Origin of the sequence: Shewanella sp. OMA3-2, from assembly GCF_021513195.1 — a bacterium.
Lineage (GTDB): Bacteria > Pseudomonadota > Gammaproteobacteria > Enterobacterales > Shewanellaceae > Shewanella.
The window spans coordinates 3,266,500-3,293,311 of record NZ_CP090974.1 but is presented as its reverse complement, the minus strand read 5'-3'; the positions used below and the strand labels follow the sequence as shown (position 1 = coordinate 3,293,311).

Annotated in this window: 24 protein-coding genes and 2 pseudogenes; all 26 read left to right on the top strand. The window is 41.5% G+C overall.

The window, feature by feature from the left end:
- Positions 1-98 precede the first annotated feature (98 nt).
- The 26 genes and pseudogenes from L0B17_RS14500 to L0B17_RS14375 all read left to right on the top strand — a co-directional run bounded on the left by L0B17_RS14500 (position 99) and on the right by L0B17_RS14375 (position 26,770).
- Positions 99-1,277 (top strand): sensor histidine kinase, encoded by a 1,179-nt coding sequence (locus tag L0B17_RS14500; RefSeq protein ID WP_235085762.1) that lies wholly within the window; start codon positions 99-101, stop codon positions 1,275-1,277.
- Positions 1,270-2,616, top strand: coding sequence for a sigma-54-dependent transcriptional regulator (locus L0B17_RS14495; protein WP_235085760.1), 1,347 nt, complete (start codon positions 1,270-1,272; stop codon positions 2,614-2,616). The genes L0B17_RS14500 and L0B17_RS14495 overlap by 8 nt, the downstream gene beginning before the upstream one ends.
- A 167-nt stretch (positions 2,617-2,783) precedes the next feature.
- Positions 2,784-3,137 (top strand): flagellar hook-basal body complex protein FliE, encoded by a 354-nt coding sequence (gene fliE / locus L0B17_RS14490; protein WP_235085758.1) that lies wholly within the window; start codon positions 2,784-2,786, stop codon positions 3,135-3,137.
- Between the two features lie 64 nt (positions 3,138-3,201).
- Positions 3,202-4,880 (top strand): annotated as a pseudogene (gene fliF / locus L0B17_RS14485) (flagellar basal-body MS-ring/collar protein FliF).
- Positions 4,873-5,925 carry a flagellar motor switch protein FliG gene (gene fliG, locus L0B17_RS14480; protein ID WP_235085756.1) on the top strand — a complete coding sequence of 351 codons (1,053 nt, stop codon included), beginning with the start codon at positions 4,873-4,875 and terminating at the stop codon, positions 5,923-5,925. Before fliF ends, fliG begins: the two are co-directional and overlap by 8 nt.
- Before the next feature lie 118 nt (positions 5,926-6,043).
- On the top strand, positions 6,044-7,273 hold the full coding sequence (gene fliH / locus L0B17_RS14475) for a flagellar assembly protein FliH (protein ID WP_235085755.1): 1,230 nt from the start codon (positions 6,044-6,046) through the stop codon (positions 7,271-7,273).
- Complete coding sequence (gene fliI / locus L0B17_RS14470; protein ID WP_235085753.1) at positions 7,242-8,582, top strand: flagellar protein export ATPase FliI; 1,341 nt, start codon at positions 7,242-7,244, stop codon at positions 8,580-8,582. Before fliH ends, fliI begins: the two co-directional genes overlap by 32 nt.
- A gap of 68 nt (positions 8,583-8,650) precedes the next feature.
- Positions 8,651-9,097: a flagellar export protein FliJ gene (fliJ, locus tag L0B17_RS14465; protein ID WP_235085751.1), complete on the top strand. Its 447-nt coding sequence runs from the start codon at positions 8,651-8,653 to the stop codon at positions 9,095-9,097.
- A gap of 202 nt (positions 9,098-9,299) precedes the next feature.
- Entirely contained in the window at positions 9,300-10,775 is a 1,476-nt protein-coding gene (locus L0B17_RS14460; protein WP_235085750.1) for a flagellar hook-length control protein FliK, read from the top strand.
- Between the two features lie 111 nt (positions 10,776-10,886).
- A complete protein-coding gene (gene fliL / locus L0B17_RS14455; RefSeq protein ID WP_235089847.1) occupies positions 10,887-11,417 on the top strand; it encodes a flagellar basal body-associated protein FliL in 531 nt (176 codons plus the stop codon).
- A 28-nt stretch (positions 11,418-11,445) separates the two neighbouring features.
- A complete protein-coding gene (gene fliM, locus L0B17_RS14450; RefSeq protein ID WP_235085748.1) occupies positions 11,446-12,474 on the top strand; it encodes a flagellar motor switch protein FliM in 1,029 nt (342 codons plus the stop codon).
- A 10-nt stretch (positions 12,475-12,484) separates the two neighbouring features.
- Entirely contained in the window at positions 12,485-12,868 is a 384-nt protein-coding gene (gene fliN / locus L0B17_RS14445; protein WP_235085747.1) for a flagellar motor switch protein FliN, read from the top strand.
- A gap of 130 nt (positions 12,869-12,998) precedes the next feature.
- Positions 12,999-13,403, top strand: a complete 405-nt coding sequence (fliO, locus tag L0B17_RS14440; RefSeq protein ID WP_235085745.1) for a flagellar biosynthetic protein FliO — start codon at positions 12,999-13,001, stop codon at positions 13,401-13,403.
- Between the two features lie 28 nt (positions 13,404-13,431).
- Positions 13,432-14,154 carry a flagellar type III secretion system pore protein FliP gene (gene fliP, locus L0B17_RS14435; protein WP_235089844.1) on the top strand — a complete coding sequence of 241 codons (723 nt, stop codon included), beginning with the start codon at positions 13,432-13,434 and terminating at the stop codon, positions 14,152-14,154.
- Between the two features lie 8 nt (positions 14,155-14,162).
- The gene (gene fliQ, locus L0B17_RS14430) at positions 14,163-14,432 is read left to right on the top strand and encodes a flagellar biosynthesis protein FliQ (RefSeq protein ID WP_235085743.1); all 270 of its coding nucleotides are present in this window, start codon (positions 14,163-14,165) and stop codon (positions 14,430-14,432) included.
- Between the two features lie 4 nt (positions 14,433-14,436).
- Positions 14,437-15,240 carry a flagellar biosynthetic protein FliR gene (gene fliR / locus L0B17_RS14425; protein WP_235085741.1) on the top strand — a complete coding sequence of 268 codons (804 nt, stop codon included), beginning with the start codon at positions 14,437-14,439 and terminating at the stop codon, positions 15,238-15,240.
- A gap of 9 nt (positions 15,241-15,249) precedes the next feature.
- Positions 15,250-16,383 (top strand): flagellar biosynthesis protein FlhB, encoded by a 1,134-nt coding sequence (flhB, locus tag L0B17_RS14420; RefSeq protein WP_235085739.1) that lies wholly within the window; start codon positions 15,250-15,252, stop codon positions 16,381-16,383.
- A gap of 134 nt (positions 16,384-16,517) precedes the next feature.
- Positions 16,518-18,615: pseudogene (flhA, locus tag L0B17_RS14415) on the top strand (flagellar biosynthesis protein FlhA).
- A gap of 29 nt (positions 18,616-18,644) precedes the next feature.
- Positions 18,645-20,039 (top strand): flagellar biosynthesis protein FlhF, encoded by a 1,395-nt coding sequence (gene flhF / locus L0B17_RS14410; protein WP_235085737.1) that lies wholly within the window; start codon positions 18,645-18,647, stop codon positions 20,037-20,039.
- A gap of 4 nt (positions 20,040-20,043) precedes the next feature.
- Entirely contained in the window at positions 20,044-20,925 is an 882-nt protein-coding gene (locus tag L0B17_RS14405; protein ID WP_235085735.1) for a MinD/ParA family protein, read from the top strand.
- Positions 20,918-21,637, top strand: a complete 720-nt coding sequence (locus tag L0B17_RS14400; RefSeq protein ID WP_235085733.1) for an RNA polymerase sigma factor FliA — start codon at positions 20,918-20,920, stop codon at positions 21,635-21,637. Before L0B17_RS14405 ends, L0B17_RS14400 begins: the two co-directional genes overlap by 8 nt.
- Positions 21,638-21,680: 43 nt before the next feature.
- On the top strand, positions 21,681-22,064 hold the full coding sequence (cheY, locus tag L0B17_RS14395; protein WP_007649667.1) for a chemotaxis response regulator CheY: 384 nt from the start codon (positions 21,681-21,683) through the stop codon (positions 22,062-22,064).
- A gap of 13 nt (positions 22,065-22,077) precedes the next feature.
- Positions 22,078-22,815: a protein phosphatase CheZ gene (locus L0B17_RS14390; RefSeq protein WP_235085732.1), complete on the top strand. Its 738-nt coding sequence runs from the start codon at positions 22,078-22,080 to the stop codon at positions 22,813-22,815.
- A gap of 15 nt (positions 22,816-22,830) precedes the next feature.
- Positions 22,831-25,023 carry a chemotaxis protein CheA gene (locus L0B17_RS14385; protein WP_235085730.1) on the top strand — a complete coding sequence of 731 codons (2,193 nt, stop codon included), beginning with the start codon at positions 22,831-22,833 and terminating at the stop codon, positions 25,021-25,023.
- A 24-nt stretch (positions 25,024-25,047) separates the two neighbouring features.
- Entirely contained in the window at positions 25,048-26,271 is a 1,224-nt protein-coding gene (locus L0B17_RS14380) for a protein-glutamate methylesterase/protein-glutamine glutaminase (RefSeq protein WP_235085728.1), read from the top strand.
- A 67-nt stretch (positions 26,272-26,338) separates the two neighbouring features.
- The gene (locus L0B17_RS14375; RefSeq protein WP_443019956.1) at positions 26,339-26,770 is read left to right on the top strand and encodes a membrane anchored protein in chemotaxis locus; all 432 of its coding nucleotides are present in this window, start codon (positions 26,339-26,341) and stop codon (positions 26,768-26,770) included.
- Positions 26,771-26,812 lie beyond the last annotated feature (42 nt).

The window sequence follows — 26,812 nt, the reverse complement described above, 5'->3', positions numbered from 1 at the left end:
TAAAGCATACCCCAAAAGGTATGCTTTATTTTTTTGTATATATTTTGGCATACTAAATGCAGTAACCCGTTAAATGTCGTTCTTTTGACGGAGTCACTATGCTAATTGCACACGCTGTAACCCAGCAAAATTCAACAGATTTTCAGCAAACTCAATATTCGCTGCCACAATCTGCTGTTGCTTCATTGCGAGTGGACACCTCAGCAGAATATCTTCATGACAGTAAGTTGACCCGAAGTCAGTTTGCTCATGTGAAAGAGGCAGCTAATATGTCAAATCAAATGGCGCACATTCTTCAGGCACTACCATCTGGCGTGGTTATTATTGATGGTGATGGCGTGGTGACACTCGCTAATCCTATGGCGGCTGAGCTACTTGGCCGACCGCTGCAAGGGTTACGTTGGTTTGATATTATTAATCGTGCTTTCTCTCCTCAAGATGATGACGGCCACGAAGTGTCATTGAAAAACGGACGTCGAGTTAAATTGGCGATTACGCCATTAACACCAGAGCCTGGACAGTTAATTGTATTAACGGATCTCACTGAAACCCGTTTATTACAGAAAAACATATCCCACTTACAGCGTTTATCGGCGCTTGGCAAAATGGTGGCGACTTTAGCTCATCAAATTCGTACACCGCTATCAGCTGCGTTACTTTATGCCTCAAATCTAGGCTCTGCTAAACTAGCAGAGCCTTCCCGAACTCGTTTTCAATCAAAATTGGTTGATCGCTTAAACGAATTAGAGCGTCAAGTAAACGACATGCTTTTGATGGCCAAAGGGCGTCAGGATGCTAAAGCCGATGAGGTAGCTGTATCTGATATTATCAGTATTGTGATGGCCAATTGTGAAGTGATTGCCAACAAAAAATCCTGTGAAATATTTCAGCAATGCTCCACAGAGGCGACTTTATTCGCTAATCGTGATGCGTTAAGTTCTGCGGTGAATAATTTAGTGATGAATAGTATTGAGGCCGGTGCAAACAAAATTAAAATTTGCGCTTCTGAAATTGAAGGTAATATCGTTATTGATGTGATTGATAATGGTAAAGGGCTTGACCCTCAAATGCAGCAACAAGTACTTGAGCCTTTTTTTACCACTAAAGCACAGGGGACTGGATTGGGGTTAGCTGTGGTGCAATCTGTGGTGCGTAATCATGGTGGGAACATTCAATTGTCATGTAAACCGCAAATGGGCTGTCAGGTGCGATTAAGTTTTCCGATGTCTAAAGATGCGATATTGAATAGTCAGTCGCAAGGGGACCATCATGTCTGAAGCAAAACTATTACTCGTTGAAGATGATGCTGATTTACGTGAAGCATTACTTGATACATTATTGTTGGCGCATTATGAATGTGTTGATGTTAGCTGTGCAGAAGAGGCCATTCTAGCGTTAAAAGCACAACATTTTGACTTAGTGATCAGCGATGTTCAAATGGAAGGTATTGGCGGCTTGGGTTTGTTAACCTATTTACAGCAAGCTCAGCCTAAGTTGCCGCTATTGTTGATGACAGCCTATGCCACCATTGACAGTGCCGTAAGTGCAATTAAATTGGGGGCTGTTGACTATTTAGCTAAACCATTTGCACCTGAAGTATTACTCAATCAAGTATCAAGATATTTGCCACAAAAACAGAATACTGATCAACCTGTTGTTGCGGATGAAAAAAGCCTTGCGTTACTAGGGCTCGCTCAACGTGTGGCAATATCAGATGCTTCAGTGATGATTTTGGGCCCCAGCGGTTCAGGTAAAGAAGTATTAGCCCGTTATATCCACCAAAATAGTAGTCGTAAAGATGCGCCCTTTATTGCTATTAACTGTGCAGCAATTCCTGAAAATATGCTCGAAGCGACTTTGTTTGGTTATGAAAAAGGCGCTTTTACTGGCGCATACCAAGCCTGTCCTGGAAAATTTGAGCAGGCTCAAGGCGGTACTTTACTGTTGGATGAAATTTCAGAAATGGAAATAGGCTTACAAGCAAAGTTATTGCGGGTTTTGCAAGAGCGCGAAGTGGAACGATTAGGTGGTCGTAAAACGATTAAACTTGATGTGCGTGTATTAGCTACCTCAAATCGTGATTTAAAAGCTATTATCAATTCAGGTGAATTTAGAGAAGACTTGTATTATCGAATTAATGTGTTTCCGTTAACATGGCCGGCACTTTATCAACGCCCTGCCGATATTTTACCTTTAGCCAGACATTTACTGATTAAACATGCTAAAGCATTTAATATAAATCCTACTCCTACCTTAGGTGAAACAGCGACTAGACGATTATTAGCTCATCGTTGGCCAGGTAATGTACGTGAGTTGGATAATGTTATTCAAAGGGCGCTTATTTTAAGCAATGGTGGTGAGATCAACGGCCAAGATATTATTATTGATTCGGCTGATGTCGCTTTGCACACTGACGTTCACAGTATTGAAAAAACAGCTGAAGTTGAAGGCCTAGGCGGTGAATTACAAGCGCAAGAGCATGTGATTATTCTTGAAACCCTAAACCAATGTCAGGGTAGTCGAAAACTTGTCGCTGAGAAGTTAGGCATAAGTGCACGCACTTTGCGTTATAAAATGGCTAAAATGCGTGATGCAGGCATTCAATTACCGGTATAGGCGCTTATTTTGTATCAAATACCAGTGCTTTTTTAGCACTGCTTTCTATAAAAGCTACGCATTTTGCGTAGCTTTTTAGCTTTACTCACCATCTTGGCACTTAAATTGCTACATCCCTGTTAAGACAGTTTAATATCGTCAAATAGTCGACGAATGGGAGTTTCAGCATGCAGATCAACGCCAATCCATTATTACAAGAAATGCAGTCACTTCGTGGTGAAATAGCCCCTTCTAGCCGTTCGAATATGGGCTCGGGCATTAGCCCTAATTTAATCCAACAAGTAAATAACACCTCTGGGTCAGATTTCGGTCAGTTATTATCTCAAGCAGTAGGTCATGTTAGCGGCTTACAGCAATCATCTTCAAGTTTAGCCACTCGTCTTGATATGGGCGACTCAACGGTGACCTTATCTGACACCGTTATTGCGCGTGAGAAGTCAGGCGTAGCATTTGAAGCGACTGTGCAAGTGAGGAATAAGCTGGTTGAAGCTTATAAAGAAATCATGAGTATGCCGGTATAACTTGCATCAGTAAGACGTTTTTAAAACAGCATAAAAGTAAGGGCATATTGTGAGCACAGACATAATGGTAGGTTCAGATGCGGCAGTTGATGCCGGTATTCAACAAGAGAATAAGTCTGGCTTGTTGAGCAATATGGGCGGGGCAGACATGATGCGTCAAATCACTATGATTTTGGCGTTGGCAGTGTGTTTAGCGTTAGCTGTTTTTATTATGATGTGGGCACAGGAGCCTGAGTATCGCCCATTGGGTAAAATGGAAACCGCTGAAATGATTCAAGTATTGGATGTACTTGATAAGAATAATATCAAATATCAGATCAGTGTTGATGTGGTTAAAGTTCCTGAAGATCAGTACCAAGACGTTAAACTGCTGTTAAGTCGTGCTGGCGTAGAAAGTAGTACAAAAAATGATGACTACTTAAGCCAAGATAGCGGTTTTGGTGTCAGTCAACGTATGGAGCAAGCGCGATTAAAGCACAGCCAAGAGCTTAACCTTGCCCGTGCGATTGAAGAATTAAAAAGTATTAGCCGTGCCAAGGTTATTCTTGCACTGCCTAAAGAAAATGTATTTGCTCGTAATGCGTCTAAACCAAGTGCAACGGTTGTTGTCAATGTACGCCGAGGCGGCCTAGGCCAAGAAGAAGTTGATGCAATTGTTGATATCGTAGGGTCTGCAGTTCAAGGTCTTGAGCCTTCGCGCGTGACAGTAACGGATTCAAATGGACGATTACTTAATTCAGGTAGCCAAGATGGCGTGTCAGCTCGTGCTCGTCGTGAACTTGAATTAGTACAGCAAAAAGAAGCCGAATACCGTAAAAAAATTGACTCAATTTTAATGCCTATTCTTGGTCCTGAAAACTACACTTCTCAGGTCGACGTCAGTATGGACTTTACTGCAATAGAGCAAACTTCAAAACGCTATGATCCTGATTTACCCGCTCTGCGCAGTGAGATGACCATTGAAAGCAATTCATCTGGTGGCAGTGTTGGCGGAATACCTGGCGCATTAACTAACCAACCTCCAATGGAGTCTGATATACCTATTGAAGCAGGGGGAGGCTCGTCAGCATCATCAAAATCATCGGATACTCATCGTGAAGCGACTCGTAATTTTGATCATGACACTATAATTAGTCATACCCGTCAGCAAGTGGGACAAGTTCGTCGTGTCAGTGTTTCGGTGGCAATTGACTTTAAACCGGGGAAGCGGGTGAAGATGGCCAAATCAGTCGCGTTGCTCGTACTGAACAAGAGTTAACCAACATTCGTCGATTACTAGAAGGTGCGGTAGGTTTTAGCAGTCAACGTGGTGATGCGCTTGAAGTAGTAACCGTGCCGTTTATGGATCAGCTATTAGAAGAACTGCCTGCTCCCGATATGTGGGAAGAGCCCTGGTTTTGGCGTGCTATTAAACTTGTGCTAGGTGCATTAGTGGTTTTAGTGCTTATTCTTACCGTTGTGCGTCCTATGCTTAAGCGCCTTGTAAATCCTGAGGGTGTCAATATGCCAGATGATGTTCGTTTAGGGCATGAACTCGCTGAAATTGAAGATCAATATGCTGCAGATACTTTAGGTATGTTAAATACTAAAGATGCTGAATACAGCTATGCTGATGATGGTTCAATTCTTATTCCGAACTTACATAAAGATGATGATATGATTAAGGCGATTAGAGCACTGGTTGCAAACGAGCCCGAACTCTCCACTCAAGTAATAAAAAATTGGTTACAAGACAATGGCTGATAATAAAACAGATAAAAAAGAAAAAGGCGAGAAAGGCGGTTTTGATTCTGACTCTATAACTGGCATTGAAAAAACGGCAATTTTATTACTGAGTTTAAGTGAAGCCGATGCCGCGTCAATTTTAAAGCACCTTGAGCCAAAACAAGTCCAGAAAGTGGGGATGGCGATGGCGGCAATGGACGATTTTGGTCAAGAAAAAGTCATTGGCGTGCATAAGCTTTTTTTAGAAGAAATTCAGAAGTTCTCTTCAATTGGTTTTAACAGTGCAGAATTCGTACGTAAAGCACTAACGGCCGCTTTAGGTGAAGACAAAGCTGGCAATTTGATTGAACAAATCATCATGGGCAGCGGTGCGAAAGGGTTGGATTCACTTAAATGGATGGATGCACGCCAAGTCGCGACCATTATTCAAAATGAACATCCGCAAATCCAAACGATTGTATTATCCTATCTAGAACCGGATCAAGCTGCTGAAATTTTCAGTCAGTTCCCTGAAAATACTCGCCTTGATTTAATGATGCGCATTGCTAATCTTGAAGAAGTTCAGCCAGCTGCATTACAAGAGTTAAACGATATTATGGAGAAACAGTTTGCTGGACAGGGTGGTGCGCAAGCGGCGAAAATGGGTGGCCTAAAGGCTGCAGCCAATATCATGAACTACTTAGATACGGGTGTCGAAAGTCAAATCATGGAAACCATGCGTGAATCTGACGAAGAAATGGCACAACAAATTCAAGATATGATGTTTGTGTTTGAAAACCTTATTGATGTTGATGATCGCGGTATTCAAGCATTACTACGAGAAATACAACAAGATGTACTAATGAAAGCACTTAAAGGTGCAGATGATGCCTTAAAAGAGAAGATTTTGCGTAACATGTCCAAGCGTGCTGCAGAGCTACTACGTGATGATCTTGAGGCTATGGGGCCAATTCGTATCAGTGAAGTTGAAGTCGCACAAAAAGAAATTTTATCAATAGCCAGACGCTTATCTGATAGTGGTGAAATTATACTGGGCGGCGGCGGTGGCGAAGAGTTCTTATAATAAATACTTCTGATGATGGCGAGGAGGTCATTGAACTTTCTAAGTTGTATTTGTCCCGAAAATCAACATACCAAATCAACACTCATTAGCAGGAATGCTTTATAACATTGGTTAAACTATGACTGACTCAAAAATATCCAAAAAAGTGTTAAATGTTGAGGATGAACATGAGTTCAGCCATTGGCAGTTACCGGATGTCACCGAAGATATTTCAGCTAAACCTTCAAACCTGTACGGTAAGAAAGAAGGGGCTTATCAGTCTTCTGTCGCTGTGGTGGATAACCTTGTGTCTATGCCGACTATGGCTCAAATTGAAGAGATTCGAGCTGATGCTGAAAGCGAAGGATTTGAGCAGGGTAAGCAAGATGGACTTAAACAAGGCCTTGAACAAGGACGGTTAGACGGATTAACCCAAGGTCATGAAGAAGGTTTTATTCAGGGAGAAGAGCAGGGCTATGAAGCTGGGATGGTTAAAGCGACACAACTGATAGAGCAATTATCTTCGTTAATCACTCAGTTCCAACAACCTTTAGCTATTTTGGATGCAGAAGTTGAATCAGAAGTGTTAGCGATGACATTGTCGCTTGCCAAGGCCGTTGTGCAACAAGAACTTAAAATGCACCCAGAACATATTGCCGCCACTATTCGTCAAGGTGTCGATGCTCTGCCAACAAAAGAGCAACGCGTAAAATTAAGATTGCACCCGGATGATGTTGCTTTGGTGATGTCTTTATACGGTGAGTCACAATTAACCAAAAATGATTGGCATCTAGAAAGTGATCCAAGCTTATCTGTAGGTGATGTGTATATTGATAGCACACGTTCAAATGTCGATTTACGTTTATCACAACGGATTCTACAGGTATTTGGCAGTCTTGATGAGCAATCAACGCAGCTAGCACGTCAAGTTGAACTGGCAAAACATAAAGATAGTGTTTATACCACCTCACAAGTAGATTCAGAATTACCACCGACTGCCGATGTTAGTCGTACTCACGATAACCATCAAAGTGATAATTTAAGCGATGAATCGTCGACTTTATCAGAGTCAGATGTCACTGTGTCATCAATTGATGATGTGCCAGAGGTGATACCTGAAATACCAACTAATGCAGCTGATTCAACACAAGCTGTTATAGATGAAAATAAATCTGATCCTAAAATAGCAGCGCCGCAGACCAACACAACTTCAGAGAAAGCATCCTTACAATCACAAACAGCACCGCAATCACATTCAAAGCCACAATCTATCGAAGCCGCTGACATAGCTGCATCTGAACATGCCGGCGCGCAAACCACTGAGCAAGGTGAAGTTGATGAAAGACCGCCAACATCAGTTACTGAATAAACTAAAAACGCACCATCTTAAGGTTGCTCCTATACGTCCTATAGCCAGTGGTCAACTGGTGCGAGTAGTGGGGTTAACTTTAGAAGCTACAGGGTGTCGCGCACCTGTGGGAAGTTTGTGTTCAATAGAAACCATGGCTGGTGAACTGACGGCTGAGGTTGTTGGGTTTGATGATAAATTATTATATTTAATGCCTGTTGAGGAATTACGAGGGGTATTGCCTGGTGCAAGAGTGCAACCTTTAGGTGAGCAAGAAGGCTTAAAGGTGGGCTTAAGTTTGTTGGGGCGCGTGTTAGATGGCAGCGGTCAACCCCTTGATGGACTCGGGCCATTAACCACAAGTGAACAAGCTTCTCGTCATCCTCCTTATATCAACCCTTTATCTCGACGTGCGATAACCGAACCTTTAGATGTTGGCGTACGCGCCATTAATGCCATGTTGACAGTAGGTAAGGGGCAGCGTATGGGCTTATTTGCCGGTTCTGGTGTGGGTAAAAGTGTATTGTTAGGCATGATGACCCGTGGTTCAAATGCCGATGTTATTGTGGTTGGCTTAGTTGGCGAGCGTGGCCGTGAAGTGAAAGAGTTTATAGAAGAGATATTAGGTGATGAAGGTCGTGCTCGCTCAGTTGTTGTAGCAGCACCTGCAGATACCTCTCCCTTAATGCGCTTGAGAGCATGTGAAACATCAACTCGCATAGCAGAATATTTTCGAGATTTAGGCTACAACGTATTGTTATTAATGGACAGTTTAACCCGTTATGCTCAGGCTCAGCGTGAAGTTGCTTTAGCCATTGGTGAGCCACCTGCAACAAAAGGTTATCCACCTTCTGTGTTTGCTAAGTTACCTAGGTTAGTTGAACGTGCGGGTAATGGTGGTCCAGGTCAAGGGTCTATTACAGCCTTTTATACGGTCTTAACCGAGGGCGATGATCTGCAAGACCCTATTGCTGATGCGTCGCGGGCTATTTTAGATGGTCATGTAGTGTTATCGCGACGTCTTGCTGATTCAGGGCATTATCCTGCTATCGATATTGAACAATCTATTAGTCGCGTAGCGCCTATGGTGATAAGTGATGAACACTTAGAAGCAATGCGCCGCGTTAAACAAATGTACTCTCTTTACCAACAGAATCGAGATTTGATTTCTATTGGGGCATATTCACAGGGCAGTGACCCGCGGATTGATAATGCCATTAGATTACAACCGGCAATGAATGCCTTTTTACGTCAAGGTTATAAAGAAGCGATTAGTTTTGACAGTAGTGCAATCATGATGACGCAAATAGCGGCTCAATGTCAGAATTAATTCAATCTAAGATTTATCATACTGTTGGTTTATTCAGTAGGCTTATCAGTAGGCTTAAGAGGTAATCTATGGCAAGTGATCCGTTAATAACAGTACTCAAATTAGCGACCGAAGCAGAAAATCAAGCGGCTATGCAGCTTAAGTCAGCGCAGTTTGAGAAACAGAAACGGCAAGGTCAGTTGGACGCACTAAATAATTACCGTCTCGATTACATGAAGCAAATGAAAAGCCAGCAAGGGCAAAGTATTAGTGCCAATCAATACCATCAATTTCATCAATTTATTAAGCAAGTCGATAGCGCAATCACCCAACAGGTGATTGCGGTTCAAGATGCCGAACTACAAATTGGTTATCGTCAAACCCATTGGCTTGAAAAACAGCAAAAACGTAAAGCGATTGAAATGTTGCTGGCCCAGAAAGCTGAAAAAGCACAAATTTTAGAAACGAAACGCGAACAAAAAATGTCAGATGAATTTGCTATGCAACAGTATATTCGCCAGCGTTTAAATAAATAATTTTCTTTATTAGGCGACAATTTAGTTGTAATTATTATGTTGGCATTTTTATTGCTTAATATCTATTACGTAATAATTAATCGTCATTGAAGTGGCGTAGTGACATTTTGTTTAGCGTGTTATCAAACGGTAGATTAAATGCACAAAAGATGATTAATTACCTTTTTTAGATTGAGTTTGTGGAGCATATATAATGCAACAGATGAGTAATATTCTCTTAACTGGTACGAGTAAGTCTACAGGCCCACAGACTAAAGATGCTATGCAAGTATCTGAAAGTAAATCATTCTTAGAAGAGTTTAACCAAGCAAGCCAAACATCCTCCTTTAAGCCAACTAAACTCGTCAGTGGCAGTCAATCGTCTGGATCTCCTGTAATAACAACTATGGATGTTGACCTATCTGAGCCGTTAGAAAAAACCGACATTGAGCTTATTTTTGCCCAACTAGATATGGCGCATGCATTTGATAAGTCAAAAGGAGACGGAAAGATTTTGCCGATATTTGAGGTTAAAGCAGAAAGTGAAACAGCAGATGACAGTGATCTTGATGCTATAACACAGGTTTTATCTAGTATTGATGACGTTGATAGTGAAATTAGCGATGATATTACGTTATTGGAAAACGGCCTTTTCAGTAATACTATTCCATTGCCTGTTCAAGGTGAGCCTAATGACGTATTTTTGGCGTCATTATCCCATTCTGAAAAAGATTTGTTGAGCAATTTTTCAACTTTATCAACAGAACAGCTCATCGCATTGAGCCATGATGATTTAGTAAACCTGATTGAGGACTATAATTTACAAGCTCCGGTGCTTGATGAATCTATTGTAGACTTAGCTGATAAAAATTTAGATGTTAAATTAGATACTGTAGCAGTCGCGCAAATGGCAACGTTTACTACCGCAGGCTTCAATATGGTAAAAAATGTCACTAAAGACAGTGTCACCAGTCTAAATAACGATAATATTCTAGGCAATAAAACGGCTAGTGCTGATAACGTCCTTGATACAGTGACTATGGCGCAGGCTGACTTGAAAATGCAAGCTTCTGCTGAGTCGCTTAAAACTGCTTCTGTTACAGCATCAATGAATATAGACAGTGAATTAGTTAAGTCAGCACATATTGACGTATTTACTACTTCGGATGAAACGGTTGATATAAAGGCAATTCAGAATCAAAGTAGTTTTACCCCTATTCATAAAAGTGAAGTACCGCAGTTTCAATTATCTTTAAAGCAGCAGGGTGAGCCTCAGGTTCAAATGCAGGAGATGATCCAACGTTTTTCACCTGTAATGAAGCAACAATTGATCACTATGGTCAGTAATGGTATTCAACAAGCGGAAATTCGCCTTGATCCACCTGAGTTAGGTCACTTGACGGTTAAAATTCAGATAAATGGCGACCAAACTCAAGTGCAGTTTCACGTAGCGCAGTCACAAACTCGTGAACTGATTGAACAAGCGATACCAAGACTAAGAGATATGCTGGCACAAGAGGGGTTGCAACTTACTGACAGTCAGGTGTCTCAAGGTGGTGGCGGACGAGATGGACAACCTGAAGATTCATCTAGTCGCTATGCAGAACAGCAAGATGTGGATGAAAATTCGGCAGTAGAGCATTCAATGTTTCAAAATCATCCAGAGAGTTTGCAATCAGGTATAGATTATTACGCTTAAGTCGGTAATCTATAGCATAATTATTATCTTAAGGGGTAATAAGCTAACAAAGCGCTTTAAGTTGCCCTTATTCGATATTCGCAAAAATCGACATGTACAATTTTTTTAGGGATTTCCATGGCTGAAGAATTAGAACTTAATGAAGCAAGTAGTGAACCGGAAAAACCGAAAAAACTAATCCTATTCGGTGTAATAGGGTTAGTAGTTGCATTATTAATTGGGGCTGGGGCATGGTTTTTTCTAGGTTCTGATGAGTCAGCAGCACCAGCGCAAAGTGAGGATGTCAGTTCGGTTGTCGAATCATCTTCCCAAGCGCCAACCCGTCAAGCAAATTATGTCGCTATGCCAAGACCATTTTTGTTTAATCTACCTGGGGTCGACAGAGCTCGTTTAGTGGAAATTAAAGTGCAATTAATGGTGCGTGGATCTGATGATGAAACAGCTGTTAGAAAGCATATTCCATTAATTGAAGATGCTTTACTAACTACATTTAGCGGTGCAGATGTTCAAAAGTTAAGTACACAAGCGGGTAAAGACGAAGTGCGTCAATTGGCGTTATTAAGTGTGCAAAATACCTTGCAACCTGTAACTGGAAAACCTCTTGTTGAGAAAGTGCTATTTACTGGTTTTGTAATGCAATAATCCAGATGGATAGAGTTAAGGTGAACATGTGAGTGATTTATTAAGTCAAGACGAGATTGATGCACTATTACATGGTGTTGATGATGTTGATGATGATGACGATGACATAGGTGGCGAAGATGCGCGGTCCTATGACTTCTCGTCTCAGGACCGTATCGTTCGCGGCCGAATGCCGACACTTGAAATTGTGAATGAACGATTTGCTCGCCATCTGCGGATCAGCATGTTTAACATGATGCGTCGAGCGGCAGAAGTGTCTATTAATGGTGTACAAATGTTAAAGTTTGGCGAGTACGTACATACGTTATTTGTGCCCACTAGCTTAAACATGGTGCGTTTTAGTCCTTTAAAAGGAACCGCACTCATTACCATGGAAGCACGCTTAGTCTTCATCTTAGTGGACAATTTTTTTGGTGGCGATGGTCGATTCCATGCAAAAATTGAAGGTCGTGAATTTACCCCAACAGAGCGAAGAATTGTTCAGTTACTATTGAAAATTATTTTTGAAGATTACAAGGATGCTTGGGCACCCGTTATGGATGTTGAGTTCGAATATTTGGACTCTGAGGTTAACCCCGCGATGGCTAACATTGTTAGTCCGACAGAAGTGGTGGTGATTAACTCTTTCCATATTGAAGTAGACGGCGGTGGTGGAGATTTCCACATCACGTTGCCTTATTCGATGATAGAGCCGATACGTGAATTACTTGACGCGGGCGTACAAAGTGATAAACAAGACACCGATATGCGTTGGTCTCAGGCATTACGTGATGAAATAATGGATGTCAAAGTGGGTTTTGATGCCAATATTATTGAGCACGAAGTGACGCTTCGCGATGTGATGGGATTTAAAGCAGGTGATATTATTCCGATAGAACTACCTGAACATATTATGATGCGTATCGAAGATTTACCCACTTACCGGTGTAAATTGGGGCGTTCACGCGATAATTTAGCGTTAAAAATTAGTGAGAAAATCGCACGACCCGAAACAGTGAAGTCTGAGTTGCAATTGGTCACACGCAAAGGCAAGTCGCGTGATATTTCAGAATTATAAGGTGAAGTAAATGAGCACAGAAGATACCGGCGATGATTGGGCAGCAGCAATGGCTGAGCAAGCAATTGAAGAGGCTGAACAAGTTAAACTTGATGAATTAGTTGATGATTCAAAGCCGATTTCTAAAGAAGATGCGGCTAAGTTAGATTCTATTTTAGATATTCCTGTGACTATCTCAATGGAAGTGGGACGCAGTTTTATCAGCATTCGTAACTTACTTCAACTTAACCAAGGTTCAGTTGTTGAGCTAGACCGAGTGGCTGGTGAACCATTAGATGTTATGGTTAACGGCACCTTAATCGCCCACGGAGAAGTGGTGGTAGTTAATGATAAATTTGGTATCCGACTGACCGATGTTATCAGCCAAACTGAGCGCATTAAAAAACTAAAATAACATTGATAATGTTTATTGAGTTTATTTTTACAGCCTTTTTATATTGCTCTTTAATCATAAATGGTCACTTAAGTGTTTAGCATTTATTGTAACGTTATCGCTTAAGTGACATATGGCTCAAGGATTCACCGTGTCATACCTAATTGTTGCTTTATCTAATGCCATCACAACAGCGCAAGTATTACCTGTAGCTGATGTCAGTACATCGGTAAATAATAACACCAGTACAGTTTCTACTTTAGCAAACATGCTCGGTGGTCTGATAGTGGTGGTTGCGCTTATTATATTGCTTGCTTATATCGTTAAGAAACTCAATCTGGTTCCGAGTCAGAATGCGATTATAAAGACGATTGCGATGACACAGGTTGGTCAAAAAGAGAAATTGATGATCGTTGAAATTAATCAACAGCAGTATTTACTCGGTATCACAGCGCAACAAATTAATTTAATCGATAAACTTGTAAGCCCCATTGCAGCCTCTACTGATTTATTTGCCCAAAACCTACAACAAGCTAAGGAAAGTCACCATGAGTAAAGTGTTTCAAGCAATACTCTGGTCACTGATGTTGACCGTGACAGTTTGGTCATCAGGTGCCATGGCGCAAGATGGGGTGTTGCCAGCCTTAACTGTTACTACAGGTGCCGACGGTGCCACAGAGTATTCGGTTACCATGCAAATATTATTGCTGATGACCGCCATGAGCTTTATTCCTGCAATGGTGATAATGCTAACCTCATTTACCCGCATTATTGTGGTGTTATCTATTCTTCGTCAAGCATTAGGCTTACAACAAACACCATCAAATCAAGTGTTAATTGGCCTTAGCATGTTTATGACATTTTTTATCATGGCACCCGTATTTGATAAAATTTATGCCGAAGCCGTAGAGCCCTATATGAATGAATCAATGACACTTTCCCAAGCATATGATGTAGGAAAAGAGCCGATTAAAACTTTTATGCTGTCTCAGGTAAGAACCACAGATTTAAAAACGTTTATTGAGATCTCAGGCTACAAAGACATTCAATCTCCTGAGCAGGCTCCAATGGTTGTCATCGTGCCAGCGTTTATTACCAGTGAGTTAAAAACGGCTTTTCAGATTGGCTTTATGTTATTTGTGCCTTTTTTAGTATTAGATTTAGTGGTCGCCAGTATTTTGATGGCAATGGGGATGATGATGTTGTCACCCATGATTGTGTCACTGCCCTTTAAGATCATGTTATTTGTATTAGTCGATGGCTGGAGTCTCGTGATGGGTACCTTAGCCAATAGCTTTGGCATTTAGGGGAATATATGTCTCCCGAGTCCTTAATTGATATTTTTCGTGAAGCGTTGTCAATTATTGTATTGATTGTATCAGCGATCATTTTACCCGGTTTAGGCATTGGTTTAGTGGTGGCTGTGTTTCAAGCTGCTACCTCAATTAATGAACAAACATTAAGTTTTTTACCTCGACTGCTTGTCACGCTATTTGCATTGATGTTTTTAGGACATTGGCTTATACAAACTATGATGGACTTCTTCTTCGAGATGATTAATCTTATTCCTGTTGTGATAGGGTAGGTCGATGGAAATATTGTTTGATGAAATCAGTCAGACAATTGCCATGTATCTATGGCCGCTTTTTCGTATTTCAGCCATGCTAATGACCATGACAGTCTTTGGTGCTAATACAACTCCCTCCCGTGTCAGATTGTTGTTCTCAATGGCTTTCACCTTTGCCATCGTTCCGGTTCTTCCCCCTGTCGAAAATGTAGAGTTATTTGCACTTAGCTCCGTCTTTATCACTTTACAGCAGCTTTTAATTGGCACCGCGATGGGGTTTGTCAGTTTGATGATGATGCAAACATTTGTGCTGACAGGGCAAGTCATTGGTATGCAAACCAGCTTGGGGTTTGCATCTATGGTTGATCCAGGCTCTGGGGAACAAACTCCAGTGGTGGGTAATATATTCTTGTTACTTGCGACGTTAATATTCTTAGCCGTTGACGGTCACTTGCTGATGTTTAGAATGATTGTCGCCAGCTTTGAAACGATCCCCGTTTCGACCGAAGGGATTAATATTACCACCTATAAAAGTCTAGCTGAGTGGGGGTCTTACATGTTTGGTGCAGCATTAACCATGTCGATTTCAGCGATTGTAGCGTTATTGTTGATCAATTTGTCCTTTGGAGTAATGACTCGAGCATCACCACAGTTAAACATCTTTTCGATAGGTTTTCCGGTCACTATGGTTAGCGGTTTATTGATACTTTGGCTAACATTAGGGCCTATCATGGCGCATTTTGATGAAGTATGGTTAGCTGCCCAATTATTGATGTGTGATATTTTACAGCTGCAATGCCAAATTGATGGTGATGTAGCTTTTTAAGGACTGTAAATGGCAGAAGCTGATAGTGGTCAAGAACGCACAGAGGAGCCTACCAGTAAGCGCCTTGAGCAGGCGCGTGAAAAAGGTCAAGTTGCTCGTTCTAAAGAGTTAGGGACAGCTGCGGTATTACTTGCTGCATCGGTTGGCTTTGCCATGACTGGACCCGCTATCGCCAAAAGTTTGTATAGTATAATGAAACAAATTTTTACCATGGAGCGAGATCAAATTTTTGATACAAACTCGATGTTCCGAGTATGGGGCGTGGTGGGAAATGAGCTTGCGTGGCCTTTGGTCAGTTTTATTGCTTTACTTGCTTTTGTGTCATTTCTTGGAAATATTGCCCTAGGCGGTTTGTCTTTTTCTGTCAAAGCGTTTATGCCTAAAGGCAGTAAAATGAATCCCGCCAGTGGATTTAAGCGTATGTTTGGTATGCAGGCGTTGGTGGAGTTAACTAAAGGCATTGCTAAATTTTCAGTGGTAGCCGTTGCGGCTTATTTCCTGCTAAAAGTCTATTTTTACGATATTTTAATGTTGTCTAACGACCATTTACCTGGCAACGTTTACCATGCTTTAGATTTGTTAGTGTGGATGTTTATTCTGTTGTGTTCGTCGATGCTCATCATTGTAGTTATAGATGTGCCGTTTCAAATCTGGAACCACAATAAACAACTTAAAATGACTAAACAAGAAATTAAAGACGAATATAAAGATTCAGAAGGTCAACCAGAGGTGAAAGGCCGCGTCAGACAAATGCAACGAGAAATGGCGCAAAGAAGGATGATGGCTGAAGTGCCCAATGCCGATGTTATAGTGGTGAACCCTGAGCATTATGCTGTGGCGGTTAAATACGATGTCGTCCGTTCTTCTGCACCATTTTTACTTGCTAAAGGGGTTGATGATGTCGCATTTAAAATCCGTGAAATCGCTCGAGAGCATAACGTTGCAATTGTTTCAGCACCGCCCCTAGCAAGGGCGATTTATCATACAACTAAAGTAGACCAACAAGTGCCAGAGGGCTTATTTACTGCGGTTGCTCAAGTGCTCGCATACGTATTTCAGCTAAAGCAGTATCAGAAAGGTAAGGGGCGTCGCCCAACACCAGTCCCGTTAAAACAGCCCATTCCCGATGATTTAAAGCATTAACAGTATTTTTTGTTTGTTTTTCAATCGTAGCAGGGAAATTATAATACAAAATTAATGCAGTCGTTTGTAGTTGGCTTAATTCTTGCTGTTTTGGCTATACGCGTCAAAAATTCATCAGTAAAAGGCTTTCGCGAATGGATGTAAAAGCAGTTTTCGGGCAGTTCAAACAAATCCGACCATCAACCTTTAAAGGTATTGGTACGCCACTATTAGTGTTGGCGGCTTTAGGGATGATTGTTTTACCGATCCCGCCATTCTTATTAGATATTTTGTTTTCATTCAATATTGCACTGGCCTTGGTCGTGTTGCTTGTTGCTATTTATACCGACAGACCCCTCGACTTTGCCGCTTTTCCAACGGTACTTTTAGTGGCAACCTTGCTTAGACTTGCATTAAACGTGGCTTCAACGCGAGTGGTATTATTGGAAGGCCATAATGGTGGAGACGCTGCCGGTAAAGTCATTGAAGCCTTCGGCTCTGTAGTGATTGGTGGTAACTATGCTGTTGGTTTAGTAGTCTTTTTAATCTTAATTATTATCAACTTTGCTGTTGTAACTAAAGGTGCTGGCCGTATTTCTGAGGTTAGTGCACGTTTTACTTTGGATGCGATGCCGGTAAACAGATGGCCATTGATGCTGATTTGAACGCAGGTATTTTAAACCAAGATCAAGCCCGTATTCGCCGTGAAGAAGTGACCTGGAAGCAGATTTTTATGGTGCGATGGACGGTGCATCAAAATTTGTTAAAGGGGATGCGATAGCCGGTATTATGATATTGGTTATCAATATGTTAGGCGGATTTATTATTGGTATGATCCAACATGGACTCGACTTTTCAAGTGCAGTTGAAGTTTATACTCTACTCACCATAGGTGATGGTCTAGTCGCGCAAATACCTGGGTTATTACTGTCTATCGCAGCGGCGTTAATGGTGACTCGTCAAAATGAGTCTGGTGATATGGGCCAGATGATGATGAGTCAGATGTTTGATAAGCCCAAATCGTTAGCTATTGCAGCCGGTTTATTATTTGTTATGGGGATTGTGCCGGGTATGCCGCATGTTGCCTTTATCAGCTTTGCCTTGATTACCGCCGCGACTGCTTATTTAGTACAGAAACGGATTAATGAAAAAAAATCAGTGGCGTTAGAATTAATCAAAAAAGGGCCGCCAGATATCAAAGATAAAGAGCCAAAAGACTTAAGTTGGGATGATGTTCGTCACGTTGACACTATCGGTTTAGAGGTAGGATATAGACTGATCCCACTTGTCGATAAAGGCCAAGGTGGCGAACTATTAAGTCGCATTAAAGGTGTGCGTAAAAAACTGTCACAAGAATTAGGTTTTCTAGTACCAGCAGTGCATATTCGTGACAATCTAGATTTATCGCCAAATTCATATCGTATTCATTTAATGGGTGTTGTTGTCGGTGAAGCTGAAGTCAGACATGATTGCGAGTTAGCCATTAATCCAGGGCAAGTCTACGGCAAACTTGATGGTATAGAAACCACTGATCCTGCTTTTGGTTTAGAAGCAGTTTGGATTGCACCAGAGCAACGTGAGCATGCACAGACATTAGGCTATACCGTTGTAGACACTGCGACCGTAGTTGCGACCCATATCAGCCAATTACTGAGCAACAATGCTGCTAAGTTATTAGGGTATGAGGAAGTACAACAATTAATGGATATGCTTGCCAAGCAATCACCAAAACTGGTTGATGGCTTTATTCCGGATGTCATGTCACTAGGTCATGTGGTTAAAGTAATGCAAAATCTATTAAATGAAGGCGTGTCTGTACGCGACTTACGCACCATAGTACAAACTTTGCTAGAATACGGTACGAAAAGCAATGATACTGAAGTGTTAACCGCTGCAGTACGAATAGCGTTAAAACGTATGATTGTACAAGAAATATCCGGACCAGAATTAGAGATCCCCGTCATTACTTTGGCTCCAGAGTTGGAACAGATGTTGCATAAGTCTATGCAAGCGACAGGGGGAGAGGGGCCAAATATTGAACCGGGCCTTGCAGAACGCATGCAGCAGTCATTACTTGATGCTTCACAGAAACAAGAGATGGTCGGTCAGCCAGCCATTTTATTGACATCAGGTATGCTACGTTCAACTCTGTCACGATTTGTTAAGTACACTATTCCAAATTTAAGGGTGATTTCGTATCAAGAAATCCCAGATGAGAAGCAGATACGTATTGTTTCATCAGTTGGCCAATAGTGATAACGTCAGAAATAAGAGGTGCGTAAGTGAAAATTAAACGATTTTTTGCCAAAGATATGCGCGCAGCATTAGCGCAAGTAAAAGAGACTCTTGGCTCTGACGCTGTCATTATGTCAAATAAAAAAGTGGCCGGCGGGATCGAAATTGTTGCCGCTGTTGATTACGATGAGCCTAAGGCGAGTGCTGCAATCGCTGCACCTACTCCAGGCTTTATGGATTTAAGTGAGGATCGTGTATCACTTGCATCTAACTCTGTCATCAAGGCAAAGACAAAAATTAATCCGCCGCCTGCAGCTGATTCATTACAAGCGTTATTAGAAAAACAACAAAGTCGTTTAAGTCAGCAAATGCAACCTAAACAAGATGACTCTGATTTACCTGAATGGGCGCGCCAATTACAAGGCGCGACAGCTGATGCTAAGCCTGCTAAGGCTCAGTATCAACAACAAGCTGCATTTGATAAACAATCAAAAAATAATAAGGTCAGTTCGACCGAAATGGATGCGCTTCGTGAAGAAATGGCTTCATTACGTAACTTACTGACTCATCAAGTATCTTCATTGATGACAGAACAAAAAAAGCGCAAAGATCCAGTGGGTGCTATGCTTGAAAGTAAGTTACTTGCTGCAGAGTTTTCAGCCCCTGTAGCAGCTAAACTTTCATCTTTGAGTCAACACTATAATCCCGCGGAATTAGTGCGTTCATTGCCGCAAAGCTTGGCTAACTTACTTGATAACCAAGGTGATGATATTGTAAAGCGTGGTGGCGTTGTTGCTTTTGTTGGACCCACTGGTGTTGGCAAAACGACATCTCTGGCAAAAATTGCTGCACGTTTTGCTGCACAACATGGTGCAGATCAAGTTGCGCTTATTACAACGGATCATTATCGTATTGGTGCCTATGAGCAATTAGCAACTTATGGCAAAATAATGGGCTGTCCAGTGAAGCAAGCACATGATGTGACAGAGCTTGAGCAAATTTTATATCAATTTAGAAGTCGTAAATTAGTACTGATAGATACCGCGGGTATGGGGCAACGAGATATGCGTCTTTATCAACAACTTGATAATTTGACGGCAAACAGTAGGATCCCAATTCGCAGCTATTTAGTGATGTCGGCAACAGGGCAACGCAGAGTATTGCAAGACGCGGTTAATCATTTTAAACGCATTCCATTAGCGGGCGTGATTTTAACCAAACTGGATGAATCTGTATCAATTGCAGGTGCATTGAGCGTTCTGATACAAAATGAGTTACCATTAAGCTATGTGACTGATGGCCAACGTGTTCCTGAAGACATAAAAGTAGCTGATACGTTAGCTCTGGCTAAGCAAGCGTTAGCCGCATTAAATGAAACAGAACAAACAATTTCTCAAGACACAAGCGCATGGTCGAATGAAATGACTTATGCATTCGAGTAAGAATATGACCCGTGATCAAGCAAGTGGTTTACGTATGATGAATCAACCAAACAACGAAAAAGTTAAAGTAATTGCCGTATCCGGTGGAAAAGGTGGCGTAGGAAAAACCAGTGTGTCTATTAACACAGCGGTCGCCCTCGCCGAAAAAGGTAAACGTGTTTTAGTGTTAGATGCGGATCTTGGTTTAGCTAACGTTGATGTGATGTTAGGTATTCGTGCTGAGAAAAATTTATCTCATGTTTTATCTGGAGATGCCGAACTAGACGATATCATTGTGCGAGGCCCTAAAGGTATTGGTATCGTTCCTGCTACATCAGGAAGCCGTGCCATGGTTGAATTAACTCAGGCGCAACATGCTGGGTTAATTCGAGCTTTCAGTGAAATGCGAACACAATTTGATATCTTAATTGTTGATACTGCTGCAGGTATTTCTGATATGGTGTTGAGTTTTTCTCGGGCATCACAAGATGTATTGATTGTCGTATGCGATGAACCAACATCGATTACAGATGCCTATGCATTGATAAAAATATTAAGCCGCGAACATGGCGTATTTCATTTTAAAATTGTAGCCAACATGGTGCGCAGTTTACGTGAAGGAATGGAGTTGTTTGCTAAACTGAGTAAAGTGACTGATCGATTTTTAGATGTTGCTTTAGAGCTGGTTGCAACAGTACCATTTGATGAAAATTTACGTAAATCGGTACGTAAGCAAAAATTAGTGGTTGAGGCATACCCGAAGTCGCCATCAGCAATTGCTTATCATGGTCTGGCAAACAAAATAATGAGCTGGCCAGTTCCACAACAGCCAGGTGGTCACTTAGAGTTTTTTGTTGAACGTCTAGTGCAACGTAAAGAAACACAAGAGGATAGAATGAGTGAATAAAGCCGCCGCGTATGCTCAGTTCGATAATAAAACATCCGTTGTTGAACAGTATGCACCGCTGGTAAAAAGAATTGCACATCATATGTTGGCGCGATTACCCGCTTCAGTGCAACTCGATGACTTGTTACAGTCTGGCATGATAGGTTTACTTGAAGCATCATCAAAATTTGATGATACCAAAGGAGCTAAATTTGAAACCTTTGCAGGCATTCGGATCCGTGGTGCAATGATTGATGAAATCCGCCGTGGAGATTGGGTTCCTCGTTCAGTGCATCGAAATAATCGCCGTGTAGCACAAGTGATTGACGAGCTCGAACAAGGGTTAGGGCGTGATGCTCGTGACACAGAAATTGCAGAAAAACTTGATATGTCGCTCAATGAGTATCATCATATTTTAAATGATGTTTCTGTTGGGAAAATCATCGGCATAGAAGATTTAGGTATTTCGCAAGATGTACTGGTCACGGATGATGGAATACCAGATGATAATTTTGAAGCATTAGCTGAAACGCAGTTTAAATCAGCGCTGGTGGAAGCAATTAAAACCTTACCAGAAAGAGATGCATTAGTACTTTCGCTGTACTATGACGAAGCGTTAAATTTAAAAGAAATCGGTGCAATTCTTGAAGTAAGCGAATCTAGGGTTAGTCAGATATTAAGTCAGGCTATGCTTAGATTAAAAGGCAAACTCAAGCATTGGACACAACAATAATTATTAATTAGAGCACTAGAGTGTCAGCTCACCGGAGGAAACCTTGGACAAGAATATGAAGATTCTTATTGTTGACGACTTTTCAACAATGCGACGTATCATAAAGAACTTGTTGCGAGACTTGGGGTTCAACAATACCCAAGAAGCAGATGATGGCTCAACAGCCTTACCTATGTTGCAAAAAGGTGATTTTGACTTTGTTGTAACAGATTGGAATATGCCAGGTATGCAAGGTATTGACTTGCTGAAGGCTATTCGAGCTGATGACTCATTAAAACATTTACCTGTTTTGATGGTTACAGCAGAAGCTAAGCGTGAGCAGATTATTGCTGCCGCCCAAGCAGGTGTGAATGGATATGTTGTTAAACCTTTCACAGCGGCTACCCTTAAAGAGAAATTAGATAAAATTTTTGAACGTCTCGCTTAAGCAAGGATAAGTTATGCAGCCAATAACATCGGGGTTAATTACTCTCGAGCAGGCCCAGCAACTTGTAGAACTGCTTAGTGCGGGGGAGCAAGATCAAGCTGACGACGTTGTTAGAGAACTCGCTACACCAATACAGCGTGAGTTATTTGAAGAGGTAGGTAAGTTAACTCGTCAACTTCACAGCGCTCTTCAAGACTTTCAGGTAGATAATCGTTTATCAGAATTAGCTAAGGTTGAAATACCTGACGCTAAAGAAAGATTAAATTACGTTATTGATATGACAGAGCAAGCTGCAAATAAAACTATGGATGCAGTTGAAGAATGTTTACCTTTGGCCGATACAATCATTACCAACATAAAATCTGTTACCCCGATGTGGGATAAGTTAATGCGTCGAGATATTGAGTTGAGCGAGTTCAAAACGCTTTGTCATGATGTTCAACAACTTATGTCACATAGTGAGCACGATACAAACCGTTTACGACAACTGCTAAATGAAATACTGATGGCGCAGGATTTCCAAGACTTAACTGGGCAAATGATCCGTCGAGTTATTGACCTAGTTCGCGAAGTCGAAAATAACCTAGTCTCTATGTTGACAGTATTTGGCGATTATACGCCGCAACCAGAAACTGTTAAAAAAGAGAATAAAATAGAGGCAGAGGGCCCAATTATGCACGCTGAGCTGCGTGATGACGTGGTCGCAGGTCAAGATGAAGTTGATGACTTGCTATCCAGTCTGGGTTTCTAATTAGGAGTCACTTGAATGTCATTTGATGTTGATGAAGAGATACTCCAGGACTTTTTGGTAGAGGCTGGTGAGATTTTAGAGCTTCTTCAAGAGCAGTTAGTTGCTCTTGAAAATAATCCTGATGACAGTAATTTGTTAAATGCTATTTTCCGCGGTTTCCATACTGTCAAGGGGGGAGCTGGTTTTTTAAGCTTGAAACCTATGGTAGACGTTTGCCACGAAGCGGAAAATACCTTCGACCTATTGAGAACCGGTAAACGCAGTGTTAATGCAGAATTGATGGATATTATTTTGCAGGCAGTTGATGCTATTAATATTATGTTTGCACAAACTCAGCAAGGCGAGGAGCAGGATCCTGTTGAAGTTGAATTACTTGATAAATTGAAGCTACTCAGTTCTGGCGCACCTTTGCCGTCAGAAATGGGCGGGCACAGTGAAGAGCTTGTTGACGAATCTGTTGAACTCGTCGATGACAGCGTATCTGAATTCGTTGAAAACAAAGTGGGTGCAGAGACTAACATCGACGAAATTAATGAGTCAGAATTTGAAGCATTATTAGATGCGCTTCATGGTCAAGGTAATAGTCCTACAATAACATCTACATCAACGGCTAAACCTCCTCAACAAACTGCACCGGCTTCAGTCGGTTCAGATGAAATATCTGATGACGAATTTGAAGCTTTACTGGATGAACTTCATGGTTCAAGTAAACTAAATGTAGCGGTCAATAAACCTGAACCAGCTAAATTCGTTGAACCTCCAATTCAAATGGTTGACTCAGACGATATTACAGACGATGAATTTGAAAAGTTACTTGATGAGCTACACGGTAAAGGTTCTTCACCCGCGAAAGTGGATACTTCAGCATCAAGTTTTACTGCAACAACGGTTAAAAGTGTTGAACCTGTAAAGGCCGCAGCAACTGCAACTCCGGTGCCTCAACCTAAAGCACCTGTTCCAGCAGCAAAGACTGTTGACCTAGTTATTAAAGACAAAGCGCCATCAAAAGCGGCAGCATCCGTTCCTCAGGGGGAAACCACTGTTCGTGTTGATACTGCTAGACTTGATCAAATTATGAATATGGTCGGGGAGTTGGTATTAGTTCGAAATAGATTAGTGAGTTTAGGCGTTACCCGTGAAGACGAGGAAATGTCTAAAGCACTGGCAAACTTAGATTTAGTTACTGCTGATTTACAAGGCGCAGTAATGAAAACTCGTATGCAGCCAATTAAGAAAGTTTTTGGTCGCTTCCCACGGGTTGTACGTGATTTAGCACGGACACTTAATAAAGAAATTGATTTAATCATGATTGGTGAAGAAACCGATCTGGATAAAAACTTAGTTGAAGCTTTAGCCGACCCATTAGTGCATTTAGTACGTAACTCGGTTGATCACGGAATTGAAATGCCTATTACCCGTGAGGCTAATGGTAAGCCACGAACAGGCACGATTACATTATCAGCAAGTCAAGAAGGCGATCACATCTTACTTAAAATTGAAGATGATGGCGCTGGTATGGATCCGCAAAAACTAAAAGAAATAGCGATTACACGTGGCGTGCTTGACGAAGATACAGCGTCTAGGATGACAGATTCTGAAGCATACAACTTGATTTTTGCGCCAGGATTTTCAACTAAAATGGAAGTGTCCGACATCTCTGGCCGTGGCGTCGGTATGGACGTAGTGAAAACCCGTATTACTCAGTTAAACGGTAGCGTACATATTGACTCACTGAAGGGTAAAGGCACCGTTTTAGAAATTAAAGTACCGCTAACGTTAGCGATTATGCCGACCTTAATGGTGGATGTGTCTAAGCAAGTGTTTGCTTTACCATTATCTAGTGTAAATGAAATATTTCACCTTGATTTAACCAAAACCAATGTTGTAGATGGTCAGCTAACCGTTATTGTACGTAATAAAGCTGTACCATTATTTTATTTAGAGCATTGGTTGCACAGTCATAAAACCAAGTTTAAGCATGGCGATAAGAAACATGGCCATGTTGTTATTGTTCAATTAGGCACAAAACAAATTGGTTTTGTTGTTGATGGATTAATTGGACAGGAAGAAGTGGTCATTAAGCCGCTTGGAAGTATGTTACAAGGTACGCCAGGGATGGCTGGAGCAACGATTACCTCAGATGGTGGTATTGCGCTAATTTTAGATGTACCAGGTTTATTAAAACATTACGCCAAAAATAAAAAATAAAAGTTCCATTATTTAAGGAATGAAATGGCTATAAAAGTACTAGTTGTTGACGACTCAAGCTTTTTCCGACGTCGAGTCAGTGAAATTGTTAATCAAGATCCTGAACTCGAAGTTGTTGGTGTGGCTGTCAATGGCGAAGAAGCTGTTAAAATGGCGGCAGATCTTAGCCCTAATGTCATCACTATGGATATTGAAATGCCAGTGATGGATGGTATAAGTGCTGTTCGCGCCATTATGGCAAGTAATCCTATTCCTATTCTTATGTTTTCATCGCTGACTCACGATGGGGCTAAATCGACTTTAGATGCACTGGAAGCTGGTGCACTTGATTTTTTACCTAAGCGTTTTGAAGATATTGCCACCAATAAAGATGATGCGATAATTCTATTACAACAACGTATAAAAGCGTTAGGGCGTAGACGGGTATTTCGACCGGTTAGCCGAATAGCAGCATCAGCACCTACAGGTCATAGATCTTCTAATTCGCTTACGGGTAACTTAAGCTCATCCAGTGCAAATTTAAGCAGTAACAATGCCGCAAGGCCATTAACGTCTCGCCGGAGTTCATCGCCGTCTTTAGCTGACACTTCAGCTAGATCGACATTAGGATCAACATTAGGCATTGCAGCGACAGCTCCGAATTTACCTTCAGCTATTCGTGCCAGTGGTAAATCATATAAATTGTTGCTAATAGGTACATCAACAGGCGGCCCAGTAGCCTTGCAAAAGGTGTTAACTCAATTTCCTGCTAATTATCCGCATCCCATTTTGCTTATTCAACATATGCCAGCGGCATTCACCCCTGCTTTTGCTGCTCGCTTAGATAGTCTTTGTCAGATTAACGTCAAAGAAGCTGCTAGTGGAGATGTACTTAAGCCAGGGTGTGCATATTTAGCCCCAGGCGGCATGCAAATGTTGGTTGAAAAATCGGGTATGTCGGGTCGGTTAAAAGTCATTGCTGGAAACAGTGATATGAACTATAAGCCCTGTGTTGATATTACCTTTGCGTCGGCATCTAAAGCCTATGGCGGTGACATTTTGGCCGTAGTATTAACCGGTATGGGAGCTGATGGACGTGAAGGCGCAAGAATGCTGAAAGCGGCTGGCGCAAATGTTTGGGCGCAAGATGAAGCAAGTTGTGTTGTATATGGTATGCCGCAAGCTGTCGTCTCTGCAGGTATTGCTAGTCACTCTATTAGCTTAGATAACATGGCTGAATCAATTCTAAAAGAGACCTCTCGTGGTTAGTCTTGGACTTAAGTATTACCGTGGCAGTGTCGGTATCAATTTAATACTTTTCTTATTAACGTTAGCGGTGATAACACTGGCGAGTTTATATTACGATGCCGTTAAGAAAAACGACCTTTTAAATGCAGATGTAGCAAGGTTAACTGCTTCTCAAGTATTACTTATGGTACCTGATGAGCAAGCGGCAGACATTGCAAATTGGCTAGCGCAACATCCGGAACAAACTGAAACGATCATTGAATTTGCAGGCCGTGATAAGAGCAACACATATGGAGCACTTGGTGAAAGTACCCGCCAGCAAAAAGTGTTACTAAGACCTAAAATAGCAACAGAGCACTCTACAACTGAGCGGTCTGTCACTCAAATGGTTCACGATAAACCACCTGCTGATGTTTTAATGTCTGAAAATTCAGATGGTGTCAAAGTCATCCGTTTACCTCATGGTGGTATAAGGGTGACGACACGCGAACTACCTAAAGAAACTGAATCACAGCACTAGCATGATGAAATCTTACTAATCATAACAGACCGAGGAATGAAT